The sequence below is a fragment of the Burkholderia sp. AU33545 genome (genome assembly GCF_020419685.1).
Taxonomy (GTDB): domain Bacteria; phylum Pseudomonadota; class Gammaproteobacteria; order Burkholderiales; family Burkholderiaceae; genus Burkholderia; species Burkholderia diffusa.
The window spans coordinates 236,796-258,341 of the sequence record NZ_JAIZRQ010000004.1 but is presented as its reverse complement, the minus strand read 5'-3'; the positions used below and the strand labels follow the sequence as shown (position 1 = coordinate 258,341).

20 protein-coding genes and 1 pseudogene are annotated in these 21,546 nt (G+C 67.6%); 13 read left to right on the top strand and 8 right to left on the bottom strand.

Going from position 1 to position 21,546, the window contains the following annotated elements; genetic code table 11:
* Positions 1 to 22 precede the first annotated feature (22 nt).
* The 5 genes from LGM71_RS15005 (at position 23) to LGM71_RS14985 (ending at position 6,078) form a co-directional block, all read left to right on the top strand.
* A complete protein-coding gene (locus LGM71_RS15005; RefSeq protein ID WP_124624587.1) occupies positions 23 to 1,321 on the top strand; it encodes an MFS transporter in 1,299 nt (432 codons plus the stop codon).
* A gap of 51 nt (positions 1,322 to 1,372) precedes the next feature.
* Positions 1,373 to 2,101, top strand: a complete 729-nt coding sequence (locus tag LGM71_RS15000; RefSeq protein WP_059604763.1) for an aspartate/glutamate racemase family protein — start codon at positions 1,373 to 1,375, stop codon at positions 2,099 to 2,101.
* 10 nt (positions 2,102 to 2,111) lie between these two features.
* The gene (hydA, locus tag LGM71_RS14995) at positions 2,112 to 3,527 is read left to right on the top strand and encodes a dihydropyrimidinase (protein WP_226115256.1); all 1,416 of its coding nucleotides are present in this window, start codon (positions 2,112 to 2,114) and stop codon (positions 3,525 to 3,527) included.
* A 65-nt stretch (positions 3,528 to 3,592) separates the two neighbouring features.
* Positions 3,593 to 4,789 carry a serine hydrolase domain-containing protein gene (locus LGM71_RS14990; protein WP_226115255.1) on the top strand — a complete coding sequence of 399 codons (1,197 nt, stop codon included), beginning with the start codon at positions 3,593 to 3,595 and terminating at the stop codon, positions 4,787 to 4,789.
* Between the two features lie 71 nt (positions 4,790 to 4,860).
* Complete coding sequence (locus tag LGM71_RS14985) at positions 4,861 to 6,078, top strand: serine hydrolase domain-containing protein (RefSeq protein WP_226115254.1); 1,218 nt, start codon at positions 4,861 to 4,863, stop codon at positions 6,076 to 6,078.
* A 57-nt stretch (positions 6,079 to 6,135) separates the two neighbouring features.
* Here the strand turns inward: LGM71_RS14985 and LGM71_RS14980 are convergent, their stop codons facing one another.
* Entirely contained in the window at positions 6,136 to 7,494 is a 1,359-nt protein-coding gene (locus LGM71_RS14980) for an aspartate aminotransferase family protein (protein ID WP_226115253.1), read from the bottom strand.
* A gap of 382 nt (positions 7,495 to 7,876) precedes the next feature.
* Here LGM71_RS14980 and LGM71_RS14975 point away from each other — a divergent pair, with 382 nt between their 5' ends.
* A complete protein-coding gene (locus LGM71_RS14975) occupies positions 7,877 to 8,056 on the top strand; it encodes a hypothetical protein (protein WP_264160522.1) in 180 nt (59 codons plus the stop codon).
* Between the two features lie 60 nt (positions 8,057 to 8,116).
* Here LGM71_RS14975 and LGM71_RS14970 read toward each other — a convergent pair whose 3' ends face one another.
* Together LGM71_RS14970 and LGM71_RS14965 are read right to left on the bottom strand one after the other, a co-directional pair.
* On the bottom strand, positions 8,117 to 8,623 hold the full coding sequence (locus tag LGM71_RS14970; protein WP_124901758.1) for a GNAT family N-acetyltransferase: 507 nt from the start codon (positions 8,621 to 8,623) through the stop codon (positions 8,117 to 8,119).
* A 479-nt stretch (positions 8,624 to 9,102) separates the two neighbouring features.
* Positions 9,103 to 9,717, bottom strand: a complete 615-nt coding sequence (locus tag LGM71_RS14965; protein WP_059604781.1) for a glycine zipper 2TM domain-containing protein — start codon at positions 9,715 to 9,717, stop codon at positions 9,103 to 9,105.
* Positions 9,718 to 10,147: 430 nt separating this feature from the next.
* Between LGM71_RS14965 and LGM71_RS14960 the strand changes: the two genes are divergently transcribed.
* From LGM71_RS14960 to LGM71_RS14950, 3 genes are all read left to right on the top strand, one after another.
* A complete protein-coding gene (locus tag LGM71_RS14960; protein ID WP_226115252.1) occupies positions 10,148 to 11,347 on the top strand; it encodes an amidohydrolase family protein in 1,200 nt (399 codons plus the stop codon).
* Positions 11,348 to 11,415: 68 nt separating this feature from the next.
* Entirely contained in the window at positions 11,416 to 12,600 is a 1,185-nt protein-coding gene (locus LGM71_RS14955; RefSeq protein ID WP_226115251.1) for an amidohydrolase family protein, read from the top strand.
* 67 nt (positions 12,601 to 12,667) lie between these two features.
* Positions 12,668 to 13,141, top strand: coding sequence for a nuclear transport factor 2 family protein (locus LGM71_RS14950; protein WP_226115250.1), 474 nt, complete (start codon positions 12,668 to 12,670; stop codon positions 13,139 to 13,141).
* Between the two features lie 59 nt (positions 13,142 to 13,200).
* On the opposite strand, the gene LGM71_RS14945 is transcribed toward LGM71_RS14950, so the two are convergent.
* The gene (locus tag LGM71_RS14945) at positions 13,201 to 14,067 is read right to left on the bottom strand and encodes a LysR family transcriptional regulator (protein WP_226115249.1); all 867 of its coding nucleotides are present in this window, start codon (positions 14,065 to 14,067) and stop codon (positions 13,201 to 13,203) included.
* 592 nt (positions 14,068 to 14,659) lie between these two features.
* On the opposite strand from LGM71_RS14945, the gene LGM71_RS14940 reads away from it, so the two are divergent.
* Positions 14,660 to 15,445 (top strand): ABC transporter substrate-binding protein, encoded by a 786-nt coding sequence (locus LGM71_RS14940; protein ID WP_124901752.1) that lies wholly within the window; start codon positions 14,660 to 14,662, stop codon positions 15,443 to 15,445.
* A 45-nt stretch (positions 15,446 to 15,490) separates the two neighbouring features.
* On the top strand, positions 15,491 to 16,339 hold the full coding sequence (locus tag LGM71_RS14935) for a phytanoyl-CoA dioxygenase family protein (RefSeq protein ID WP_059604797.1): 849 nt from the start codon (positions 15,491 to 15,493) through the stop codon (positions 16,337 to 16,339).
* A 106-nt stretch (positions 16,340 to 16,445) separates the two neighbouring features.
* On the opposite strand, the gene hutC is transcribed toward LGM71_RS14935, so the two are convergent.
* Together hutC and LGM71_RS14925 are read right to left on the bottom strand one after the other, a co-directional pair.
* Complete coding sequence (gene hutC, locus LGM71_RS14930) at positions 16,446 to 17,183, bottom strand: histidine utilization repressor (RefSeq protein ID WP_226115248.1); 738 nt, start codon at positions 17,181 to 17,183, stop codon at positions 16,446 to 16,448.
* 44 nt (positions 17,184 to 17,227) lie between these two features.
* The gene (locus LGM71_RS14925) at positions 17,228 to 17,992 is read right to left on the bottom strand and encodes an SDR family oxidoreductase (protein ID WP_226115247.1); all 765 of its coding nucleotides are present in this window, start codon (positions 17,990 to 17,992) and stop codon (positions 17,228 to 17,230) included.
* A 411-nt stretch (positions 17,993 to 18,403) separates the two neighbouring features.
* On the opposite strand from LGM71_RS14925, the gene LGM71_RS14920 reads away from it, so the two are divergent.
* Positions 18,404 to 19,114: a YceH family protein gene (locus LGM71_RS14920; protein ID WP_151049887.1), complete on the top strand. Its 711-nt coding sequence runs from the start codon at positions 18,404 to 18,406 to the stop codon at positions 19,112 to 19,114.
* 81 nt (positions 19,115 to 19,195) lie between these two features.
* Here the strand turns inward: LGM71_RS14920 and LGM71_RS14915 are convergent, their stop codons facing one another.
* On the bottom strand, positions 19,196 to 19,618 hold the full coding sequence (locus LGM71_RS14915) for a hypothetical protein (RefSeq protein ID WP_124901747.1): 423 nt from the start codon (positions 19,616 to 19,618) through the stop codon (positions 19,196 to 19,198).
* 32 nt (positions 19,619 to 19,650) lie between these two features.
* Positions 19,651 to 19,914: pseudogene (locus tag LGM71_RS14910) on the bottom strand (hypothetical protein); the annotation flags it as partial.
* 237 nt (positions 19,915 to 20,151) lie between these two features.
* On the opposite strand from LGM71_RS14910, the gene LGM71_RS14905 reads away from it, so the two are divergent.
* Positions 20,152 to 21,459, top strand: coding sequence for a lipase family protein (locus tag LGM71_RS14905; RefSeq protein WP_226115246.1), 1,308 nt, complete (start codon positions 20,152 to 20,154; stop codon positions 21,457 to 21,459).
* Positions 21,460 to 21,546: the final 87 nt, after the last annotated feature.

The window sequence follows — 21,546 nt, the reverse complement described above, 5'->3', positions numbered from 1 at the left end:
CGTTCACTCCTGGAGTCCGTCCATGTCTTCAACCTCCGGTGTCGCCGCCATGACGGTCGGCAAATCCGCTGTCCGCTGGAAGATATTCGTCGTCATGCTGAGCCTCATCGCGATCAACTACGTCGATCGCGCGTCGCTGTCCGTCGCCATGCCTTACATCTCGCAAGAGTTCAACATCGGGCCGGCGATGGAGGGTCTGATCCTCAGTTCGTTCTTCTGGACCTATGCGGTGATGCAGATCCCGGGCGGGATGCTGGCCGACCGGTTCAAGCCGCGCATCGTGATCGCGACGGCAACCGTGTTCTGGGGCTTCTTCCAGGCGATCGCCGCGCTGTGCACGAACGCGCCGTCGCTGTTGCTCACGCGCCTCGGCCTCGGCGCGTCCGAAGCGCCGATCTATCCGGCCGGCGGCAAGCTCAACGCGATCTGGATGACGCAGACCGAGCGCGGTCGCGGCGCCACGCTGCTCGACGGCGGCGCGCCGCTCGGCGCGGCCCTGGGCGCGGTGCTGATCGCCGGGCTGATCGCGCTGCTCGGCTCGTGGCGGCTCGCGTTTGCGGTCGCCGGTGTCGGCACCGTGCTGGCCGGTTTCCTCGCGTGGTACTACATCCGCAATACGCCGCGCGAGCATCCGGGCGTCAACGATCTCGAAGCCGACTACATCGAGGCGTCGCACGCGAGTGATCTCGCGGCCGAGCCGGCCAATGCGTCGGGCCGCTCGCGCGACTTCTTCAAGTACCGCTCGGTGTGGTGCATGTTCTTCGGCTGGATGTGCTTCAACAGCGTGTTCTACGGGCTGCTCACGTGGATGCCGAACTACCTGCACAAGGTGCACGGCTTCGACATCAAGCAGATGGGCGGCTCGACCTTCATCATCTTTTTCTGCGGCTTCGTCGGCGAGCTGCTCGGCGGCTGGATCGCCGACAAGTGGAAGGCCGCGGGCGGCCGTCCGAACGTCGTGATGCGCACGCTGTTCGGCATCGCGGCCGTGATCGCGACCGTGTCGATCTTTTCCGTCGCCTACGTGAAGAGCCCGGTCGTGTGCGTCGCGCTGCTGTCGTCGACCCTGTTCTTCCTGCGGTGGTGCGGGCTGTACTGGTGCATTCCGTCGTCGCTCGGCACGCGCAACAAGATCGGCTTCCTCGGCGGCTTCATGAACCTCGGCGGCAACATCGGCGGCATCACCGTGCCGATCGTCGTCGGCACGATCGTGCAGTTCACCGGTTCCTATTTCCTTGCGCTGATGGTGTTCGCGGCGGCCGGCGTCGGCCTGCTCGTGTGCTCCAGCGCGATCGACTACGAAAACAAGCTCCCGGTCTGACTGACCGCCTTCACTGCATCGACTGCATTCACTGGTAGAGAGAAACCCATCATGAAGAAACGTACCCTGCTCGGCATGCTCACCCCGTCGTCCAACACGTCGCTCGAACCGCTGACGAGCGCGATGGTCGCCGGCCTGCCGGGCGTGTCCGCGCACTTCGCGCGCTTCCCCGTCACCGAGATCTCGCTGACGGGCCAGGCGCTCGGCCAGTTCGACGACGACAAGATCATCCAGGCCGCGATGCTGCTCGCCGACGCGAAGGTCGACGTGATCGCGTGGAACGGCACGTCGTCCGGCTGGCTCGGCTTCGAGGCCGACGAGCGGCTGTGCCAGCGCATCACCGAGGCGACGGGGATTCCCGCCACGACCTCCGTGCTCGCGCTCAACGAGATACTGAAGAAGACCCACGCGCACGAGTTCGGCCTCGTTACGCCGTACCTCGACGACGTGCAGACGAAGATCGTCGACAACTACCGCCGCTCGGGGCTGAACTGCATCGCCGAGCGCCACCTGAATCTCAAGGTCAATTTCTCGTTCTCCGAAGTGACGGGCGACCAGATCGGCGGGATGGTGCGCGAAGTCGCGAAGGCCGGCCCGCGCGCGATCTCGATCTTCTGCACGAACCTGAACGCCGCGCACCTGGTGCCGGCGCTCGAGGAAGAGACGGGCATTCCGATCTACGACACGATCTCGACCGTCGTGTGGAAGTCGCTGCAGCTCGCCGACTACGACACGCGGCAGGTGAAGGGCTGGGGGCGTCTCTTCAGCGACGTGATCTGAGGCGCGCGCCATGTCGAACGATCTCGATTTCGTGATCCGTCACGCGGACGTCGTGACGGCGGCGGACCGGTTCTCGTGCGACATCGGCATCCGCGCGGGGCGCGTGGCCATGCTCGGCCACGGGCTCCCGCGCGCGCCGCGCGAGCTCGACGCGACCGGGATGCTGGTGATGCCGGGCGGCGTCGATGCGCATTGCCATCTCGACCAGCCGATGCCCGACGGGCTGAAGATGGCCGACGACTTCCTGTCCGGCACGCGCTCCGCGCTGTGCGGCGGCACGACCACCGTGGTGCCGTTCGCCGCGCAGGCGAAGGGGCAGTCGCTGCAGGCGGCCGTCGACGACTATCACCGGCGCGCGCAAGGGCGCGCGCTGATCGACTACGGCTTTCACCTGATCGTCGCCGATCCGACGCCGCACGTGCTGGCCGAGGAACTGCCGCGGCTGATCGCGAACGGCTACACGTCGTTCAAGGTGTACATGACCTACGACGACCTGAAGCTGAACGACCGGCAGATGCTCGACGTGTTGTCGGTCGCGCGCGAGCACGGCGCGCTCGTGATGGTGCATGCGGAGAACTCGGACTGCATCGGCTGGCTGACCGAGCGGCTGCTCGGCGACGGCCACGTCGCGCCGCATTTCCACGCGCATGCGCGGCCGGCGGTGGTCGAGCGCGAGGCGACGCATCGTGCGATCGCGTTCGCGGAACTCGTCGACGTGCCGATCCTGATCGTGCATGTGTCGGGTGCCGAGGCGATCGAGCAGATCCGCTGGGGGCAATCGCGCGGATTGCCGATCCTGGCCGAAACCTGCCCGCAGTACCTGTACCTGACGGCAGCCGATCTCGGCCATGGCGGTCACGACGGGTACGAAGGCGCGAAGTGCGTGTGCAGCCCGCCGCCGCGCGATCCGGCGAACCAGCAGGCCGTGTGGAAGGCGTTGAAGCAGGGCGTGTTCTCGGTATTCTCGTCCGATCACGCGCCGTTCAACTACGACGATCCGTGCGGCAAGCATCCGGGCGGGCATGCCGTGTCGTTCGACCATATCCCGAACGGAATTCCGGGGCTCGAGACGCGCTTGCCGCTGCTGTTCGACGGCGTGCGCAAGGGTCACCTGTCGCTGCACCAGTTCGTCGAGCTGACGTCGCTGCGGCCCGCGAAGCTGTACGGGCTGTATCCGCGCAAGGGGGCGATCGCGGTCGGCGCCGATGCGGATATCGTCGTGTGGGACCCGGACAAGCGCGTGCGGATCGCGAATGCGTCGCTGCATCATGCTGTCGACTACACGCCTTATGAAGGGATCGAGGTGACGGGCTGGCCGCGTCATTGCCTGTCGCGCGGCGAACTGCTCGTCGAGGATGGCCGGCTGCTCGCCGCAGAGCCGGGGCGCGGGCAGTTCCTGCCGGCCGGCAAACCGTGTCTCGACTGACTTCACGGCAATTTGATGTGCCGCTCCGCCGGCAACGGCGGATGCGCATTTCCACAGGAGCAAGCATGAGCATTTCCCACGCAATGCGCGGCATCGCGGCCGCCGCGATCGTCGCCGGGTCGTGCGGCGGCCCGGCGCTGGCCGCGGGCGGCGGGCCGCAGGACCTGCCGAGCGTCGTGCCCGAAGCGGCCGGCGTCGATTCCGCGCCGCTCGTGCGGATGTCCGAATGGCTGCGCCGCGACCGGATGGACGTGCGCAGCCTCGTCGTCGTGAAGGACGGCAAGATCGTATTCGAGCGCTACGGCGACGGCCTCACGCGCGACAACAACTACGAGCTGTATTCGGTGACGAAGACGATCACCGCGCTGCTCGCCGGCATCCTCGACGGCGAGGGCAAGCTCGACCCGTCGACCAAGGTCGCGCCGCTGATCGCGGCCGCGCGGCCCGATCTCGCGAGCGAACTCGCGGACAAGCAGGACATCGAGCTGCGGCATCTGATGTCGATGTCGAGCGGCTTGCGCTACACGACGCGCGAAGGCACCGATCCGCTGTATTACGACGCGCCCGACCGGTTGCGCGTCGCGGTGACGAGCCGGGCCACGCAGCCGCCCGGCACGCATTTCGACTACATCGACGTGAACCCGGTGCTGGTCGGCACCGCCGTGTCGATCGCCGCGCGGGAGCGCGAGGACGACTTCGCGCGCAAGCGGCTGTTCGAGCCGCTCGGCTTCGCGCATTACCGCTGGAGCGGCGCCGACGGCACCGGCGCGGTGGCGGGCGGCTGGGGCCTGCGGCTGCGCGCCGTCGACATGGCGAAGATCGGCATGCTGCTGCTCGACAACGGCCGCTGGAACGGCAAGCAGGTCGTGCCGGCCGGCTGGGTCCGGCAGATGACCACGCCGTCGCCGGCCGCGGCCGACTACGGCTATTACTGCTGGATCAGCCACGTCGTCGAACACGGCACGCCGGAATTCGGCGCGATGGGCTTCAAGGGGCAGTTCATCACGGTGCTGCCCGCGCAGCGTGCGGTCATCGTGATGACGAGCCTGCTGCCGACCGACGGCGGCTTGCGCGACGCGACCTATCTGAACCTGTATCGGCGGATGGTCGGCGACTACATCCTGCCGGCGCTTGCGCCCGCGCAGCCGCCGGTCGAGCGCGCGGAAACCACGCAGGCGCTGCGCGACGAACTCGCGCGCAGCCGTCGCACGAAAGGCGTGCCCGGGACCGCCGCAGCGTTCAACGATGCGCCGGAGATTTGATGAGGATTGCAAATTTCATTGACCGTTTGTCCATGTGGCGTCGCGATGGGCGGCGCCCGGCGGCGCCTTTCATGCGACGGCTGCTCGCGCGGGTTGCGGCGCTGCTGATCGGCGGCGGCGCGCTGGCGTCGGCGCCGGTGCTATCCGTGGCGCACGCGGCCGATGCGCTGCCGCCGCTGCATGAAACCGGCATCGCGGCGGCTGCGCCGGAAGACGTCGGCGTGGATTCGCGCAAGCTCGTCGAGCTGTCGCGCTGGATCCGCGAGCAGAAGCTCGACGTGTACAGCCTGCTCGTCGTGAAGGACGGCAAGCTGATCTTCGAGCGCTACGGTGCGAACGCGTCGCGCGATTCGACCTACGAGCTGTATTCGGTGACGAAGGCCGTGACGTCGCTCGTCGCGGGCATCCTGGTCGATCGCGGTGCCGTGCATCTCGACGAGCCGGTGGCCGCGCGGCTCACCGCGTGGCGCCCCGATCTCGGCGACGCGCTCGCGGACAAGCGCGACATCGAGCTGAAGCACGTGCTGTCGATGTCGAGCGGCCTGCATTACGACTTCAGCCCGAAGGACGATCCGATCTACTACACCGCGCCGGACCGGCTGAAGCTCGCCGCGTCGGCCGCGCCGAAGGTAGCGCCCGGCGCCGCGTTCGAGTACACCGACGTGAATCCGATCCTCGCATCGGCGATGTTGAGCGCGGCGGCCGGCGAGCCCGTCGAGCGCTATGCGCAGGCGCACCTGTTCGGCCCGCTCGACATGAAGCGCGCAGCATGGGAGCGCGCGGACCGCACGGGGCTCGTATCGGCCGGCTGGGGGCTGCGGCTGCGCGCGGTCGACATGGCGAAGATCGGCATGCTCGTGCTCGACGGCGGGCGCTGGCAGGGGCGCCAGGTCGTGCCGCAGGCGTGGATCGCGCAGATGACGTCGCCGCGCGTGTCGCCGCATTTCGGCTACTACTGGTGGATTAACAACATCGTCGAGCGCGAGCCCGAATTCGACGCGATGGGCTTCAAGGGGCAATTCATCACGGTGCTGCCGAAGCGCAACACGGTGATCGTGATGACCGGCGTGCTGCCGGTGGACGGCGGCCTGCGCGACGCGGAGAACGTGAAGCTGTTCCGGCGGATGGTGAACGGCTACATCCTGCCGGCGCTCGATGGCGCCGCCGCGTCGGGGCAGCGTGTCGGCGGCGGCGATCCGCGTGCGGCGCTGCGCGACGAGCTTGCAGCGAGCGCGCGCACCGCAGGCGTGCCCGGCACGCAGGTCGATCCGACGGATTTGCCGAAGTAGCGCCGGGCGCGCGTTCGGTTTGCCGCTGCGGGCGAGCCGAACGGCCGCCGCATCACGTCACGCCAGTTCGCCCAGGCACGCGTCGAACCGCGCGACGAGCGTATCGACGTCGTCGGTCGTCGTCTGCGGGCACACGAGCATCATGTTGTGGAACGGCGTGATCAGCACGCCGCGGTTCAGCAGGTACAGATGCACGATGTGCTCGAGCTCGCTGTCGAGCTGTTCGCCCGCAATCGTGCCGTTGCGCGGCGGCACGGGCGTGAACTGGAACTCGGTGCGCGCGCCGATGCGCGTCACGCACCATGGCAGCCCGTGTTTCGCGATTGCCCGTTCGAGCCCGGTCGCGAGCCGCGCGGCCAGTTCGAACATGTGCGTATACGCGGCATCGGTCGCGACTTCGGCGAGCGTCGCGCGCATCGCGTGCATGGCCAGCATATTCGCGGTGAGCGTCGTGCCGATCCCGGAATGGCCGGGCGGCGCGTTCAGCTTCGCCTCTTTCGCGCGCTCCGCGAATTCGGCGCTGAACCCGTAGACCGCGCACGGCACGCCGCCCGCGATCGGCTTGCCGACTACCAGCGCGTCCGGTTCGAGGCCGTGCGCGGCCGCGTAGCCGCCGGGGCCGCTGCTGATCGTGTGCGTTTCGTCGATCACGAGCAGCGTGCCGTAGCGGCGCGTCAGTGCGCGTGCGGCTTCCCAGAAGCCCGGATCGGGCAGCACCATCCCGATGTTTGTCATCGCCGGCTCGGCGAGCACGCACGCGACGTCGCCGTCCTTCAGCGCCGCCTCGAGCGCGTCGAGATCGTTGAACTCGACGACGCGCGTGTTCGCGAGCAGATCGTAGGACTGCCCGAGCAGGCTGTCGCGCTGCACCGGGCGGCCGTCCACGAGGTCGACGAACACGTCGTCGACCGTGCCGTGATAGCAGCCGTTGAACACGACGATCGTGTTGCGGCGGGTGGCCGCGCGCGCCCAGCGCAGCACGAAGCGGTTCGCGTCGCTCGCGCTCAACGCGAATTGCCAGACGGGTAGCTTGAAGCGGCGCGCGAGTTCGCGCGAGACCCACGCGGCGTCCTCGCTCGGCAGCATCGTCGTGTAGCCGCGCGTCGCCTGTTCGGCAAGTGCGCGCGCGACCGGCTCGGGCGCATGGCCGAACATCGCGCCGGTGTCGCCGAGACAGAAGTCCGCGTAGCGATGACCGTCGACGTCGGTGAGCGTCGCGCCGCGCGCCTCCTTCACGACCAGCGAGAACGGCGTCGACCAGTCCTGCATCCAGTGCAACGGCACGCCGAACAGCAAATGCTCGGACGCTTCCGCGGACAACGCGCGGGAGATCGGCATGGCTTCGGTGAATGCACGGCGCTCGCGATCGAACAGCGCGCGGGCGCGGATGAGGTCGACTCCGTGGCGGGTCTGCAATTGAGGCTCCTGTGACGGGTTTGCATGGACGGGTGATGCCTCCGAGAGCTTGTCATATTCCATGCGCGCGGTCGATTCGGGCCTGACCGCGTATCCATCAGACATCGAGTTTCTGCGCATAAAGATACGACGACATATGTCTTTTCTCTGTCACTGAGAAGTGAGTGTGCGCACACATTTCGATGAAAGCGGCTTTGAAAGGAGGTAAGCGACAGATGCATCCTCGATTTCGATCAGGCGAGGCTTTGCCTTGTGGTGCGACGACGTATGAATGGAGGTCCGCCGCCTGGCGTGTCGATACCCCAACCATTGAAGGAATGCCCATGGCCGCAAACCGCTGCCGATCGCCTCCGTCCGTCCGATCGCCTTCGCCGCAGCAGAGGTGTCGCGCCGCGATTTCATCGGCTGGACCGGCACACCCGCAGGCGGTGCGGTGCTCGGCGGACCGCTCGCAGCCACACGAGCATTTGCTGCCGGCACCGTGCCCAACGCGGCGGTTGACCTGACGAACGTGACGATCGCCGGGCAGGCTGTCAACACGACGTTCACCGACAAGCGATGACGTAACGGCGTGGAGAGGCATTCGCGTGCGGACCGGCCAAGGGCGCGCGAACGCGACGCGTCATGCCAGCGTTTTGACCATGTGGTGTTCGTCGTAGAAGCGGCCGTCGACGAACAGCGAACGCGGTTCCGTGCCGAACCGGACGAACCCCCGCGACGCGTACACCCGTTCCGCGGCGCCGTTGATTTCATTCACGCACAGGACCAGTTGCATGCACTGCCACGCTTGCGCTGCGTGCGCGGTCGCGTTGTCGAGCAGCGATTGCGCGATGCCGCGCCCGCGATACGCGGGGTCGACGAACACGCCCCAGATCGTCGCCTTGTGCGCGACCTTGGCACGCGCATCGCGGCGCACGCCCGTGATGCCGACGAGCGTTGCGTCGTCGAACGCGCCGAACACGGCGCGCTCGTGGGTTGGGGTGATGCGCGTCGCGAATTCATCGAGCGGGACGCGTGCTTCTTCGTCGCGGGTCGGCAGGAACGAGGTCGGCGACGTGTCGACCGCGCGGAGGCGGACGGACTGGAATTGCGCCGCGTCGGCGGCATCGAGCAGGCGGATCGTGATCATCGGTCGGGATTGTCGTTGGTGTGCCGTGATATCGGAATCTGCGGCGCAATGCGCGGCAGGGCATCGACAATGCTAAGCGGAAACGCACGCACTCGTTTGCCCGATCGGCACGCGTGATGAAGGGCGCCGATGCGCGAAGGGCGATGGAGATGACGCGTGGAGAATGGATGAGCGTTCGCGATGTCTGCGGGCAATCGCGCACTCGGCGTCGAAGGGACGCGAGCGGCAACGAACCGGATGCGGACATGTCGGCCGCAGCGTTCGATGCGAGCCCGACCGCGGCCGGTGCGCGACGTGAGGCGCGTGACGGTGCAGTGCCGTACGCGACAAGCGTGCCGCGCTGATGGAAGGAGCGGGGATGAAGCAATGCGCGCCCGTGCGTTGCGCCGAAGCGGCGCACGGCGTCGGACGCGCGAAATGCGGACGCGACGTGAGGTGTCCGCGATGCACCCGATCAGCTCAGGTGCACGCGACCCAAATCAATAACGCGACAGCTGATTGCCGTTGATCTGGACGCGATCGCCCGGGCGCAGGTTGCCTGGCGACTGCACGTCGAACGAGCGCGTCGAGCCGTCGCTGACCTGCACGTCGATCCGGTAGCTGCTCGGCGGTTGGGCCGCGCCCATCTGCTGGCCGATCTGGTTGCCGGCGACGGCGCCGCCGAGCGCGCCGATCACGGTGGCAGCATCGCGGCCGTGGCCACGGCCGAACTGGTTGCCCACCAGGCCGCCGACCAGCGCACCGACGACGGTGCCGGCGACGCCCGACGTGCCGATCGAGCCGCTGACCGGCTGGATGTTCGTGACGGTGCCGTATTGCGTGCCGTAGCCGTTGCCATATTGGCCGGCATAAGGCTGCGGATTGCCGTATTGGTCGTACTGCGGGGCCTGGCTCGGATATGCCGGCTGCTGCGACTGCACGTAGCCGGGTTGCGAATACGCGGGCTGCGCGTAACCGGGCGTCGCGTACTGTTGCTGCGGATAGCCCGGTTGCGCGCCGTAGTATCCCGGCGCGACACAGGCGGTCAGCGGAAGCGCCGCCACGGCGACGAGCGAGGCGAACAGAACGGTCTTCGTGGAAGGCATGCGCATCATGATGTTTCCTGCATCGGCAACGTGTTCGCCGACGAATTCCCGGACGGGTGGCGAACTCGGCGTGAGTATAAGGAAAGGGCGGATGCGCGTCCGGTGCGGCCGGGTAACAACGTGTAAAGTCTGTTGCCGCGCAAATCGCGGCCGGGCGAGGCGGCGCGCTCCGCCAGGCCGCGACCGTGCCGAGGCACGCTTGTCGGCAATGCGGGCACCGTCCCGGCGATCGCACCCGATCGCCGCGCCAGGCCCGACGGGGCGGCCCGTCCGTATATCGCGAAATCGAATGCGCGGCATCGCGACATTTAATTGGCCACTGGCCATCGCGTCCGATATCGTGACCGCATTCCCTGCCAACCGCCGGGCCGTGCCGGCCGCGGTTCTTTCGGCCATCCGAGCCGGCGTCGCGCAGCGACCGCCCCACACGTTCCGAGTCATGACCGATCGCTTCTTCACCAACGCCGTCGATGCCGGCGGCCAGCCCGTCAACCTTGCCGTCCATGACGGCCGCTTCGTCGCGATCGGGGCCGATTGCACCGCCACGCCCGGTGCGGAAACGATCGACCTCGGCGGGCGCGTCGTGCTGCCCGGCTTCGTCGACGGCCACATCCATCTCGACAAGAGCTTCGTCGGCGACCGCTGGGTGCCGCACGAACCGGTCGGCTCGCTGCGCGAGCGGCTCGCGGTCGAGAAGCGCCAGCTCGCGGCCGCTCCGCCGATCGTCGAGCGCGCGAATGCGCTGATCGCGCAGGCCGCCGCGTTCGGCACGATCGCGATGCGCAGCCATGTCGACGTCGACGCGACGACCGGCCTGTCGAACCTGCAGGCCGTGATGGCCGCGCGCGAACAATGGCGCGGGGTCGTCGACATCGAACTGGTCGCGTTCCCGCAGGCCGGCGTGGTGACGTGCCCGGGCACCGCCGAGATCCTCGATGCGGCCGTGCGCGAAGGCGCCGACGTGGTCGGCGGGATCGACCCGACGACGCTCGACGGCGACGCGGACGGCCAACTCGACATCGTGTTCGGCATCGCCGAGAAGCGCGGCGCGAAGATCGACATCCACCTGCACGAACCGGGCGAGACCGGCATCGCGCAACTGTTGCGGATCGCGGCGCGCACGCGCGCGGCGGGCCTCGGTGGCCGCGTGAACGTGAGCCACGCGTATGCGCTCGGCCAGGTCGATCATGGCGAGGTCGCGCGTGCGGCCGCGGCACTCGCCGGCGCCGGCGTGTCGATCCTGACCAATGCGCCGGGCGACTGCGCATTCCCGCCGGTGCGGCAGCTGCGCGACGCGGGCGTGCACGTGTTCGCCGGCAACGACAACATTCGCGATGCCTGGTGGCCGTACGGCAACGGCGACATGCTGCAGCGCGCGATGATGGTCGGCTACCGCTCGGGTTTCTACACCGACGAAGCGCTCGCCATCGCGCTCGACATGGCGACGCATGCCGGCGCGCGCGCGATCGGCAAGGCCGACTACGGCGTCGCGGTTGGCTGCGAAGCGAGCTTCGTCGCGGTGCGCGCGCCGAATACGGCCGCCGCCGTCGCCGGCGTGCCGGCCGAACGCTGGGTGTTCCGCCGCGGCGAAAGCGATACCGGTGCGCCGTTCGCGCCGGCACAACGTTTCACGCGATAACGACCTGACCGCCGTCGCGGTGCGTGCATCGTGAAGGCCCTGCACTGACCGACCACACAGGAACCGACATGACGAACCTGCTGATCCGCAACGTCCGCACGCATGCAGACGAAGCACTCGACATCCTGATCGAAGGCGAGCGCATCGCGCGCGTCGGCCCGTCGCTCGACGCACCCGCCGGCTGCGCGATCGAGGACGGTGCGCGCGCGCTCGCGCTGCCCGGCCTCGTCGAAGGCCACACGCACCTCGACAAGACCCGCTGGGGAATGCCGTGGTATCGCAACGCGGTGGGACCGCGCCTGGTCGACCGCATCGAGAACGAACGCAACTACCGCGCGACGAGCGGCCACGATGCAGGCGCCGCGTCGCTCGCGCTGTCGCGCGCGTTCCTCGCGGCCGGCACGACGCGCATCCGAACGCACGTCGACATCGATACCGAAGCCGGGCTGCGGCATCTGCACGGCGTGCTCGCGACGCGCGAGACGCTGCGCGGCCAGGTGGAGATCCAGATCGTCGCGTTTCCGCAGTCGGGCGTGCTGAAGCGGCCGGGCACCGATGCGCTGTTGTCCGAAGCCCTCGCCGCCGGTGCCGATCTGCTCGGCGGCCTCGATCCGTGCGCGATCGAAGGCGATCCGGTCGAGGCGGTGGACGTGCTGTTCGGGATCGCCGAGCGTCACGGTCGCGGGCTCGACCTGCACCTGCACGAGCGCGGGTCGATGGGCGCGTACTCGCTCGACCTCATCCTGCAGCGCACTGCCGCGCTTGGCATGCAGTGCAAGGTCACGATCAGTCACGGGTTCTGTCTCGGCGATATCACCGAACGCGAGCGCGACGCGCTGCTCGCGCGGATGGCCGAACTCGGCGTCGCGATCGTCACGACCGCGCCGGCCGCGGTGCCGGTGCCGCCGGTCGCCGCGTGCCGTGCGGCCGGCGTGACCGTGATCGGCGGCAACGACGGCGTGCGCGATACGTGGACGCCGTACGGGTCGCCCGACATGCTCGAACGCGCGATGCTGATCGGCATGCGCAACGATTTCCGCCGTGACGACGCACTCGAAGTCGCGCTCGATTGCGTGACGCACGGCGCGGCACGCGGTTGCGGCTTCGCCGACTACGGTCTGGAGGTGGGCAAGCGTGCGGACGTCGTGCTCGTCGATGCGCTGACGTTCGCCGAGGCCGTCGTCGCGCGGCCGACGCGGCGGCTTGTCGTGTCGTCGGGGAAGATCGTCGCGCGCAACGGCGTGCTGGTCTGAGTGAAGCGTGAGCGCAGCGTCGCCCCGGTATGATCCGGTTTTCAGCCGGATTTCCCGGGAGACGACGATGCGACGCACGACAGCGGCACGGGCCGCACGATGGATGACGGCGGCCCTGGTCGCCGCGAGCGCCGCGCATGCGGTGGCGGCCGGCCCGACCGACGCGCAGCAGGAAGCCAACCGGCGGGCGGTGCTCGCGTTCTACGAAAAAGGCCTGAATGAAAAGGATGCGGACGCCGCGCTCGCGTACGTCGGCGATCGTTACGTGCAGCACAACCCGAACGCGGCCGACGGCCGCGACGGCTTTCGCAAGTTCGTCGCGTTCCTGCGGGACAAGTATCCGCAGTCGCACAGCGAGATCAAGCGCTCGTTCGTCGACGGCGATTACGTGATCCTGCACGTGCATGCGGTGCGCGAACCCGGCACACGCGGCAGCGCGATCATGGACATCTTCAAGCTCGAGAACGGCAAGATCGTCGAGCACTGGGACGTGAACCAGCCGGTGCCGGAGCAGGCGGCGAACGGGAACACGATGTTCTGACGCGCGTGCCTTCCCCGGTCACGCGGTTGCTCGGCTGATGCCGACCGGCATCGCCGCGTTCATTCCTCCTCCTGCTCCAGCATCGCCGCGAGCGCCTTCGTCAGTTCGCTGACCATCGGATCGGCCGTCGGCCGATGCAGGATCGCGATGTCCATGTTCTCGATCGGCGCGAAGCCGCCGTGTTCCTCGGTCAGCACCACGTGGTCGTCGGTCACCACGCGCGCGGGCAGCACGCTGATGCCGAGCCCGTCCGCGACGGCCGCCTGGATGCCGCTCAGGCTCGACGTCGTGAAGCTGATCCGCCAGCGGCGGCCGCGTTCCTCGATCGCCTTGATCATGTCGTCGCGATAGAGCCCGCGCGGCGGGAACACGACGATCGGCACCGGATCGAGCTCGATCGTCGGATGTTGTGCGCTGTCGATCCAGCGCAGCTTCTCCGGCCAGCGCACCACCGCCTCGCGACTGTCGCGCCGTTGCTTGATCAGCACCAGATCGAGCTCGCCGCGATCGTAGGCCGCGCAGATGTCGCGGCTCAACCCGCACATCACCTCAAGCTTCACCTGCGGATGATCGCGCTTGAAGGCAGCGAGCGCATGGGTCGTGCGGCCCGCCGCGAAATCGTCGGGCACGCCGAGCCGGATCGTCAGCGCGACGGTCGCGCCCGACAGCGCTTCCAGCATCTCGTCGTTCAGCGCGATCATGCGCCGTGCGTAGCTGAGCACCGTCACGCCGGCGTCAGTCGGCCGCACGTCGCGCGTGCCGCGGTCGAGCAGGCGATGCCCGGCGATCTCCTCCAGGCGCCGCACCTTCTGGCTGACCGTCGACTGCGTTGAATGCAGGCGCGCGGACGCGGTCGTGAAGCTGCCGCAGTCGGCGACCATCACGAGCGCGCGCAACAGGTCGAGGTCGAACAAAGGTCTATTCATTTCTGCACTTTTCCGGCGTCGAGCATTTCATTTACAAATACATGCGACGACTTTTAACATGGCCCGAGCCCGTGGGCAATCGCGGTTTCGCCGGACCCGGCGCCGGAGGCGCTGCCGCGCGGCGCGGCCGATCGCGGTGCACGGCAATCATGTGGAGGCGGCGCGCGCGGACATGAGCGCCGATCACATGAATCGGTTCGACCGTAACATCAACGCGGTATAGGTCAGAACCCGGTCCGGGTAAATCGCGAGGGGTGATTCCCGATCGTCCCGGCTTGTGGATATTCAATCAAATACACTCTCCGCCGACTGTGCGCATTACCGGGTAAACGCGTGAACGCCCGTGAATTTCCGGTAAATTTTTATATTGTGCATGTTACATCGCTCTTTCGGCGCGAATTCTCCATGCAATTCCCGCCCGTGGGCTCCACGTTCATTCGCTCGGCTTGCGCTCGAATATCGTGCGGTCTAGACTGCGTCGCAGTTTCATCGAAGTCCCAGTCTTTCGCGCACCGCGCCGGGCCTGCCGGCACGACGCTCCCCAACGGACGCCCGGCGCTCGCCCGCCGCGTCGAGACCACAAGGACACACCATGAACCGCACTGCAAAGCTCGTCGTTTCCGCGCTGGCGTTCGCGCCGCTCGTCGCGTTCGCGCAGGACACGGCGACGATCCGCTGGGGCATCGATCCCACCTATCCGCCGTTCGAGGCGAAGCAGCCCGACGGCTCGCTCGCCGGTTTCGACATCGACCTGCGCAACGCGATCTGCGAGCAGTTGCGCGCGAAATGCGTGTGGGTCGAGCAGGGCTTCGACGGGATGATTCCGGCGCTGCGCGCGCGCAAGTTCGACGTGATCATGTCCGCGATGACGGCCACCGACGAGCGACTCAAGCAAATCGACTTCTCGAACAAGCTGTACGCGTCGCCGGGTGCGCTCGTCGCGCCGGCCGGTTCGAAGCTGCTGCCGACCGCCGCGTCGCTCGCCGGCAAGCGCATCGGGATCGACCAGGGCACGACGCAGGAGGCGTACGCGAAGGCCGAATGGGCGACCAAGGGCGTGACGATCGTGTCGTACCAGAACCAGGACCAGGTGTATCAGGATCTGGTGAACGGCCGCCTCGACGCGACCTTCCAGGACAAGACGCAGGCCGGCTACTCGTTCCTGAAGACGCCGCGCGGCAAGGGCTATGCGTTCGCGGGCCCCGACGTGACCGACGTGCGCATCACCGGCTACGGCGTCGCGATGGGCGTGCGCAAGGGCGACGCCGAGATGAAGAAGCGGCTGAACGACGCGATCGTCGCGATCCGCGCGAACGGCACGTACCAGAAGATCGCCGCGAAATACTTCGACTTCGACATCTACGGCGCGAAGCAGTGAGCGTCGCACCGTGACTCCGTGATTCATTCCATCGACAGGCAAACCATGACGAGTATCCAGGAGCGCGTCGCGCAAGCCGTGACGCCCGAGCTGATCGCCGCCTTCCGTGAGGAAGGCGCGGTCTGCATCAAGGGCATCTTCTCGCCCGACGAAGTGGCCGCGCTGCGTGCCGGCATCGACGCGAACCTCGCGCAGCCCAGCGCGCGCGCGAAGGTCGCGAGCCGGCCCGACGACCCGGGCTGGTTCTTCGAGGACTTCTGCAACTGGCAGCACAACGACGCGTACCGCGACTTCATCGTGCGCTCGCCCGCGCCGTCGGTGGCCGCCGCGCTGATGGGCACGCAGACGGTGCGGCTGCATCACGACCACCTGCTCGTGAAGGAACCCGGCACGCGGCAGCGCACGCCGTGGCACCAGGACCAGCCGTACTACAACATCGAAGGCGACGACAACGTCAGCATGTGGATTCCGGTCGATCCGGTGCCGCTCGAATCGACGCTGGAATTCGTCGCGGGTTCGCACCAGGGGCCGTGGCTGATGCCGCGCACGTTCATGGACAAAGAGGCGAAGTGGTTCCCGGAAGGCAGCCTCGCCGACCTGCCCGACATCGAAGCCGACCGCGCGGCGTTCCCGATCCGCCACTGGGCGCTCGAGCCGGGCGACATGGTGTGCTTCCGGATGCTCACGCTGCATGCGTCGGGCGGCACGCAGAATCGCCGGCGCGCGTTCTCGATCCGCTTCGTCGGCGACGACATCCGTCACGCGCCGCGCCGCTGGAAGACGTCGCCCGATTTCCCGGGGCTCGCGGACGAACTGCCGGACGGCGCGCCGCTCGAGCATGCGCTGTTTCCGGTCGTGTGGTCGCGTGGCGCGGGGCAGGTCGGGGCGATCTGAGCGTGAGCGACGCAGAGCGACGCCATCGGGTGAGATCACGCGTGCGGCGTCCGTTTTGCGATGAAGCGGCCGCCGCGCGTGGTCGTTTTCGAGTGTCGGGGAAGGTTCAGGTCTGGTGCCGCCCGGCGCCCGGCTTGAAGCGCGAGCCGAGCCGGTAGCGGTTGCCCGGATGCAGGAAGTGCACGAACGTGACTGGCAGTCCGTTCGTCCAGGTGCGGCGCGTGAGCGTGAGGCACGGCTCGTCGGCGCGCATGTCGAGCAGCCGCGCCTGTTCGCCGGTCGGCAGCGACGCGTCGACCACGTGCTCGATCTCCAGTTCGTAGTGCGACACGTTGTTGAACAGGTATTCGGACGGCGGCTCGGCCTGGAAATCCTGGTCGATGAATTCGGGCGCGGCGGCCGGGTTCACGTAGCGATCCTCGAGCTGGATCGGGCGGCCGTTTTCCTCGTGCACGCACACCACGTGAAAGACCGGCGTGTTGACCGCGAGCCCGAACGCGGCCGCGACGTCGAATGATGCAGGCTCGCGCGACTGGCTGAGCACGCGGCAGCGGTACTCGTGGCCGCGCGCGCGGATCTCGTCGCGGATATGCGCGATCATCAGCAAGTTCGACTGCGGCTTCACCTCGGCGACGAAGGTGCCGACGCCCGCGATGCGCTTCAGCACGCCTTCCTCGGTCAGCTCGCGCAGCGCGCGGTTGACCGTCATGCGCGCGACGCCGAACCGCGCGGCAAGATCGAGTTCGGACGGAATGCGGTCCCCCGGGCGCCAGTCGCCCGCATCGACATGCTGGCGGACGAGCGTCTTGATCTGCTGGAACGGTGCGGTGGTCTTCGTGACCATCGGGGGATCCTCGGGGAAAGGCAACCGCGAAATTCTATCCCGGATCAGGTCGCGGACAGTTCGCGAACGTCCGCCGTCGGCGCCGAACCGAACGCGTCGCTCAGTGCATGGCAGATCAATTGCCGCGCGGCCGCTTCGGGCGTCGACAGCGCGCCGCTCGACTTCAACTGGTCGAATTTCTCGCGCATCGGGAAGTTCGCTTCGCTGGTCGAGCGGATCGTCGCCTGCATGGCCGTATCGACGACACCCGGCGCGACGCTGCAGATCCGCAGCGCGCGGTTCGCGTCGAGCGTGACGGCGCGCGCGTGATGATCGAGCGCCGCCTTGGTCGCGCAGTAGACGCTCCAGCCCGCATACGCGTTGCGCGCGGCGCCGCTCGACACGTGCAGGATCCGGCATTCGGTCGGAGCCGCTGCCGCCTGCACGAGCGCGGCCGACAGCATCAGCGGCGCCGCGACGTTCACGCCGACCGCGCGCGCGACGAGCGCCGGGTCCTGCGCGTCGAGCGGGCCGATCGGATCGACGATGCCCGCGTTGTTGAAGAGCAGCACGATCGACGCGCCGTCGACGAAGCGGCGCAGCGTGTCACCGGCGAGCCACGTCGCGATGGCCGACGTGTCCGACAGGTCGAGCTCGATTTCGGCGAAACGGCCGCCGGCCTGCGCGGCGAGCGACGGATGACGGCTGCGCGACACACCGAGCACGGCAATGCCTTCCTGCAGCAATTGTTCGGCGAGCGACGCGCCGAGGCCGCGCGTGTGTCCGGTGACGATGGCGCGCACGGGCGGCGCTGAGATGGATGCAGTCATGGCGGTGAACGAGTGAACGGATGAACCGTGTTGACGCGTGGCGCACATGCGTGGCGCGCACGGCGTGCGGGACGGGCGATGCGCGGTGCTGGTGTGGCGCGCGAGGTCTGCCGCGTGCGGCACCGCATCCCCAAGTGAACGCGTATCGTACCGCCGGCCCGCGCGACGCGCAAACGCGGGGCGACGCCGCGCGCAGGCGCGGTGCGTGAATTCGGGACGTCGAACGCATGCGCCGCCGCGCACCGCCGCGTGGCCGATACGTTGGACGAAAGCGGGCTGCGGCAAGTCCGCACGCCATGGCCGCGAGTGGCGCCGAGCCCCACGTCGCGAGCTATCATATGGCTCGCCCGTTCGCGACGCCGGACGGGGCGCGACCGTTTCCCTTCACTTGCTGCACGCTGCGACGCATCCATGAACACCACGCCGGACATGCCCACGCCACGCGCCCTGCGCGAACTTACGCCTCTCGAGGCCCGCATTCTCGGGGTGCTCGTCGAGAAGCAGCACACCGTGCCCGACACCTATCCGCTCTCGCTGAATGCGCTGACCTCGGGCTGCAACCAGAAAACCGCGCGCTCGCCGGTGATGAACGTCAGCGAGGACGAAGTCACGAGCGCGCTCGACGGGCTCAAGCATCTGAGCCTCGTGATGGAAGGGAGCAGCAGCCGCGTGCCGCGTTTCGAGCACAACATGAACCGTGTGCTCGGGATTCCGAGCCAGGCGATCGCGCTGCTGACGATCCTGCTGCTGCGCGGCCCGCAGACGGCCGCCGAACTGCGCCTGAACAGCGCACGCCTGCACGGCTTCGCGGATATCTCGTCGGTGGAGGCGTTTCTCGACGAACTCGCGGCGCGTGCGCAGCCGCTCGTCATCCGGCTGCCGCGCGCGCCCGGTGCGCGCGAGAATCGCTGGATGCACCTGATGTGCGGCGAGGTGAACATCGCCGAATTCGCCGGTTCGGATGCGGGCGCCGGCGCGGACTCCGTTCCGCCGTCCGAGTTCGAGGCGCTGAAGGCCGAACAGAAGCGGCTTGCGGATGAGGTGGCGCGGCTGAACGCGCTCGTTCAGCGCATGGCGACCGAACTCGGGATCGACGTCGACACCCCAGGCGACGCCGGCTGACCGCCCGAGCCAACTCGACACCGGCGCGGCCGAGGGCGCGCCGGGTGACGAACGCGCCTCCCGGCATCGCTCGAATCCGCGCTACCAGCGGCACCCCGTCTTCTCGGACGCATCGACGTCCTGCGCCCACGCGAAGTCGGTCTTCTTGCCGGTGCGCGCATTGGTGTACGTCATCGAATAGACGATCGCACCCTGGCTCATCATTTCGTATTCACCGTTGATCTTGCCGTCGACCATTTCCCACCACGTCGTCGTGAACTGGTACGGGCGGCCTTCCGCGAGTTCTTCCTGATCCACGTGCTTGAACAGCAGCGGAATCGCCGCCTTCGATTTCGCGTAGCGGACGACACCACCTTGCCACTTCGCCACGTCGTCGTAATACGTGCGCAACTCGAAGCGCACGGGTTTGTCGCCGGTCGTCCTGAAGCACAGCACCTCGATGCTGACTTCGGCCGACGCAGGCAATGCGATGCACAGCAGCAACGCGGCAAGTGTCTTTTTCATGTTTGCGTGTGAGTCGTGGATGGAACGGCGATTCAGCCGACGGTGATCCGCGTCGCGCCCGCGTCGACGAGCCGGAACAGCAGATCCTCGACGGCCGCCTCCGGCGCCGGACCGAGATCCGCGTTCACGCGGCATCCCTGCTCCGTGCGCGCCGGTTCGGACAGATAGTGAACGATACCGTGCAAACCGTCTTCCGCCGGCACGCCTTCGTCGTCGGCGTCGAACCGCGCGAAGAACCATGTCTTGAACGCGTTGGTGACCGCGACTTCGTCGGGACCGCCGGCTTCGATCGTCGCGATGGAGTTTAGGCGTTTACCTTCAAACAAAGGGAAATCCGCATCAATTCCGTTCTCGCTGTGCTTCAATTCATCCGGTTCGCAGTCCTACTAAATTACATATCGAAAACAGAACGGACAGTTCACTCAAAGGAGACAGACGATGGCCAGAAACCCGTCTTGACGCCGCAATCCGGACAAGTCGCAACACCGCGAACTTCCTCGATGAAAAGCAGGTTATCCCCAGGAGCAACTTCGATGTTCTCCAAACGTTTGATGACGATCGCGGCCGCCGTGCTGGCCGTCACCACGTCGTCGGTTCACGCCGGCGCGGCCACCGTGACGGACCCGTTCTACACGTATACGGGCGCCACGCCGTTGAAATCGATTGCACCCGGCACGGTGCTCAACACGCGAACCATCACCTATCACGTGGCCGGAATGCCGACGGCGTTGACCGCCCAGCAGCTGCTGTATCGCACCAGCGACGCGCAGAACCGGCCGGTCGTCAACGTGACGTCGGTGATCCGGAGCCCGGTCAGCAACGGCCGGGCGATCTCGTACCAGTCGGCCTACGACTCGCTGAATCCTTACGACGAACCGTCGCAGGTGATCGCCGGCGATCGCGACGTCACGAAGATCATCAACGTCGGCACCTTGCTCTACAGCGCGGAATCGATCCCGCTGTCGACGCTGCTGCTGCTCGGCTACAACGTGATCGTGCCCGATACGGAAGGCCAGACGGCGGACTTCGCCGCCGGCCCCGAATACGGGATGACGACGCTCGATTCGATCCGCGCGGCGCTCAACACACCGTCGACGGGCCTCGCGCCGACCAGCAAGGTCGCGATGATCGGCTATTCCGGCGGTGCGATTGCGACGAACTGGGCCGCGCAACTCGCGCCGAGCTATGCGCCGGACATCAACAAGCAACTCGTCGGCGCGGCCGAGGGCGGCGTGCTGGTCGATCCCGCGCACAACCTGCGCTACGTCGACGGCAGCATCGTCTGGGGCGGCGTCGCGGCGGCTGCGCTCGCCGGGCTGTCGCGCGGCTTCGGCTTCGATCTGACGCCGTATCTGAGCGACAGCGGCATCGCCGTGTTCAGCGACATCCAGAACCAGTCGCTCGCCTATATCCTGCCGAAGTATACGGGGCTGCATTGGGCGACGCTGTTCAAGCCGCGATACGCGAACGACATCAACAGCATTCCGGCGTACGTGACCTACGCGAACAAGGTGAATGCCGGGCTGGCCGCGTCGCCGACGATTCCGATGTATATCGGTCAGGGCACGGCCGGCGTGCTCGACGGCACCTTCGGCAGCCAGGTGGGCGACGGCGTGATGCTTGCGTACGATGTGCGCGCGCTGGCGCAGAAATTCTGTGCCAGCGGCGTACCGGTCGTGTACACCGAATATCCGCTCGAACATGCGGGCGCGATCGCGCCTTGGGTGGCCGGGATGCTGCCCTGGCTCTACGACCGCTTCGGCGGCAAGGCCGCGCCGAGCAATTGCGCGCTGACGGCATTGTTGCCGAGCAATTCGCTTGCGCCCGAGACGCTGCACTAGCCGCCACGCGCATCGACATCGATCGCCGGGCGATCCTTCGCGGATCGCCTTTTTTCATCCGGCGCCTTGACGCCGGTCGCCGTCCCC

Coding starts and splice junctions, on each gene's coding strand:
- LGM71_RS14990 (WP_226115255.1), top strand. CDS start 3,593: ATGAGCATTTCCCACGCAATGCGCGGCATCGCGGCCGCCGCGATCGTC.
- LGM71_RS14905 (WP_226115246.1), top strand. CDS start 20,152: ATGTTCTCCAAACGTTTGATGACGATCGCGGCCGCCGTGCTGGCCGTC.
- LGM71_RS14945 (WP_226115249.1), bottom strand. CDS start 14,067: ATGAATAGACCTTTGTTCGACCTCGACCTGTTGCGCGCGCTCGTGATG.
- LGM71_RS15000 (WP_059604763.1), top strand. CDS start 1,373: ATGAAGAAACGTACCCTGCTCGGCATGCTCACCCCGTCGTCCAACACG.
- LGM71_RS14960 (WP_226115252.1), top strand. CDS start 10,148: ATGACCGATCGCTTCTTCACCAACGCCGTCGATGCCGGCGGCCAGCCC.
- LGM71_RS14935 (WP_059604797.1), top strand. CDS start 15,491: ATGACGAGTATCCAGGAGCGCGTCGCGCAAGCCGTGACGCCCGAGCTG.
- LGM71_RS14955 (WP_226115251.1), top strand. CDS start 11,416: ATGACGAACCTGCTGATCCGCAACGTCCGCACGCATGCAGACGAAGCA.
- LGM71_RS14985 (WP_226115254.1), top strand. CDS start 4,861: ATGCGACGGCTGCTCGCGCGGGTTGCGGCGCTGCTGATCGGCGGCGGC.
- LGM71_RS14970 (WP_124901758.1), bottom strand. CDS start 8,623: ATGATCACGATCCGCCTGCTCGATGCCGCCGACGCGGCGCAATTCCAG.
- LGM71_RS15005 (WP_124624587.1), top strand. CDS start 23: ATGTCTTCAACCTCCGGTGTCGCCGCCATGACGGTCGGCAAATCCGCT.
- LGM71_RS14925 (WP_226115247.1), bottom strand. CDS start 17,992: ATGACTGCATCCATCTCAGCGCCGCCCGTGCGCGCCATCGTCACCGGA.
- hydA (WP_226115256.1), top strand. CDS start 2,112: ATGTCGAACGATCTCGATTTCGTGATCCGTCACGCGGACGTCGTGACG.
- LGM71_RS14950 (WP_226115250.1), top strand. CDS start 12,668: ATGCGACGCACGACAGCGGCACGGGCCGCACGATGGATGACGGCGGCC.
- LGM71_RS14965 (WP_059604781.1), bottom strand. CDS start 9,717: ATGATGCGCATGCCTTCCACGAAGACCGTTCTGTTCGCCTCGCTCGTC.
- LGM71_RS14920 (WP_151049887.1), top strand. CDS start 18,404: ATGAACACCACGCCGGACATGCCCACGCCACGCGCCCTGCGCGAACTT.
- LGM71_RS14940 (WP_124901752.1), top strand. CDS start 14,660: ATGAACCGCACTGCAAAGCTCGTCGTTTCCGCGCTGGCGTTCGCGCCG.
- LGM71_RS14915 (WP_124901747.1), bottom strand. CDS start 19,618: ATGAAAAAGACACTTGCCGCGTTGCTGCTGTGCATCGCATTGCCTGCG.
- hutC (WP_226115248.1), bottom strand. CDS start 17,183: ATGGTCACGAAGACCACCGCACCGTTCCAGCAGATCAAGACGCTCGTC.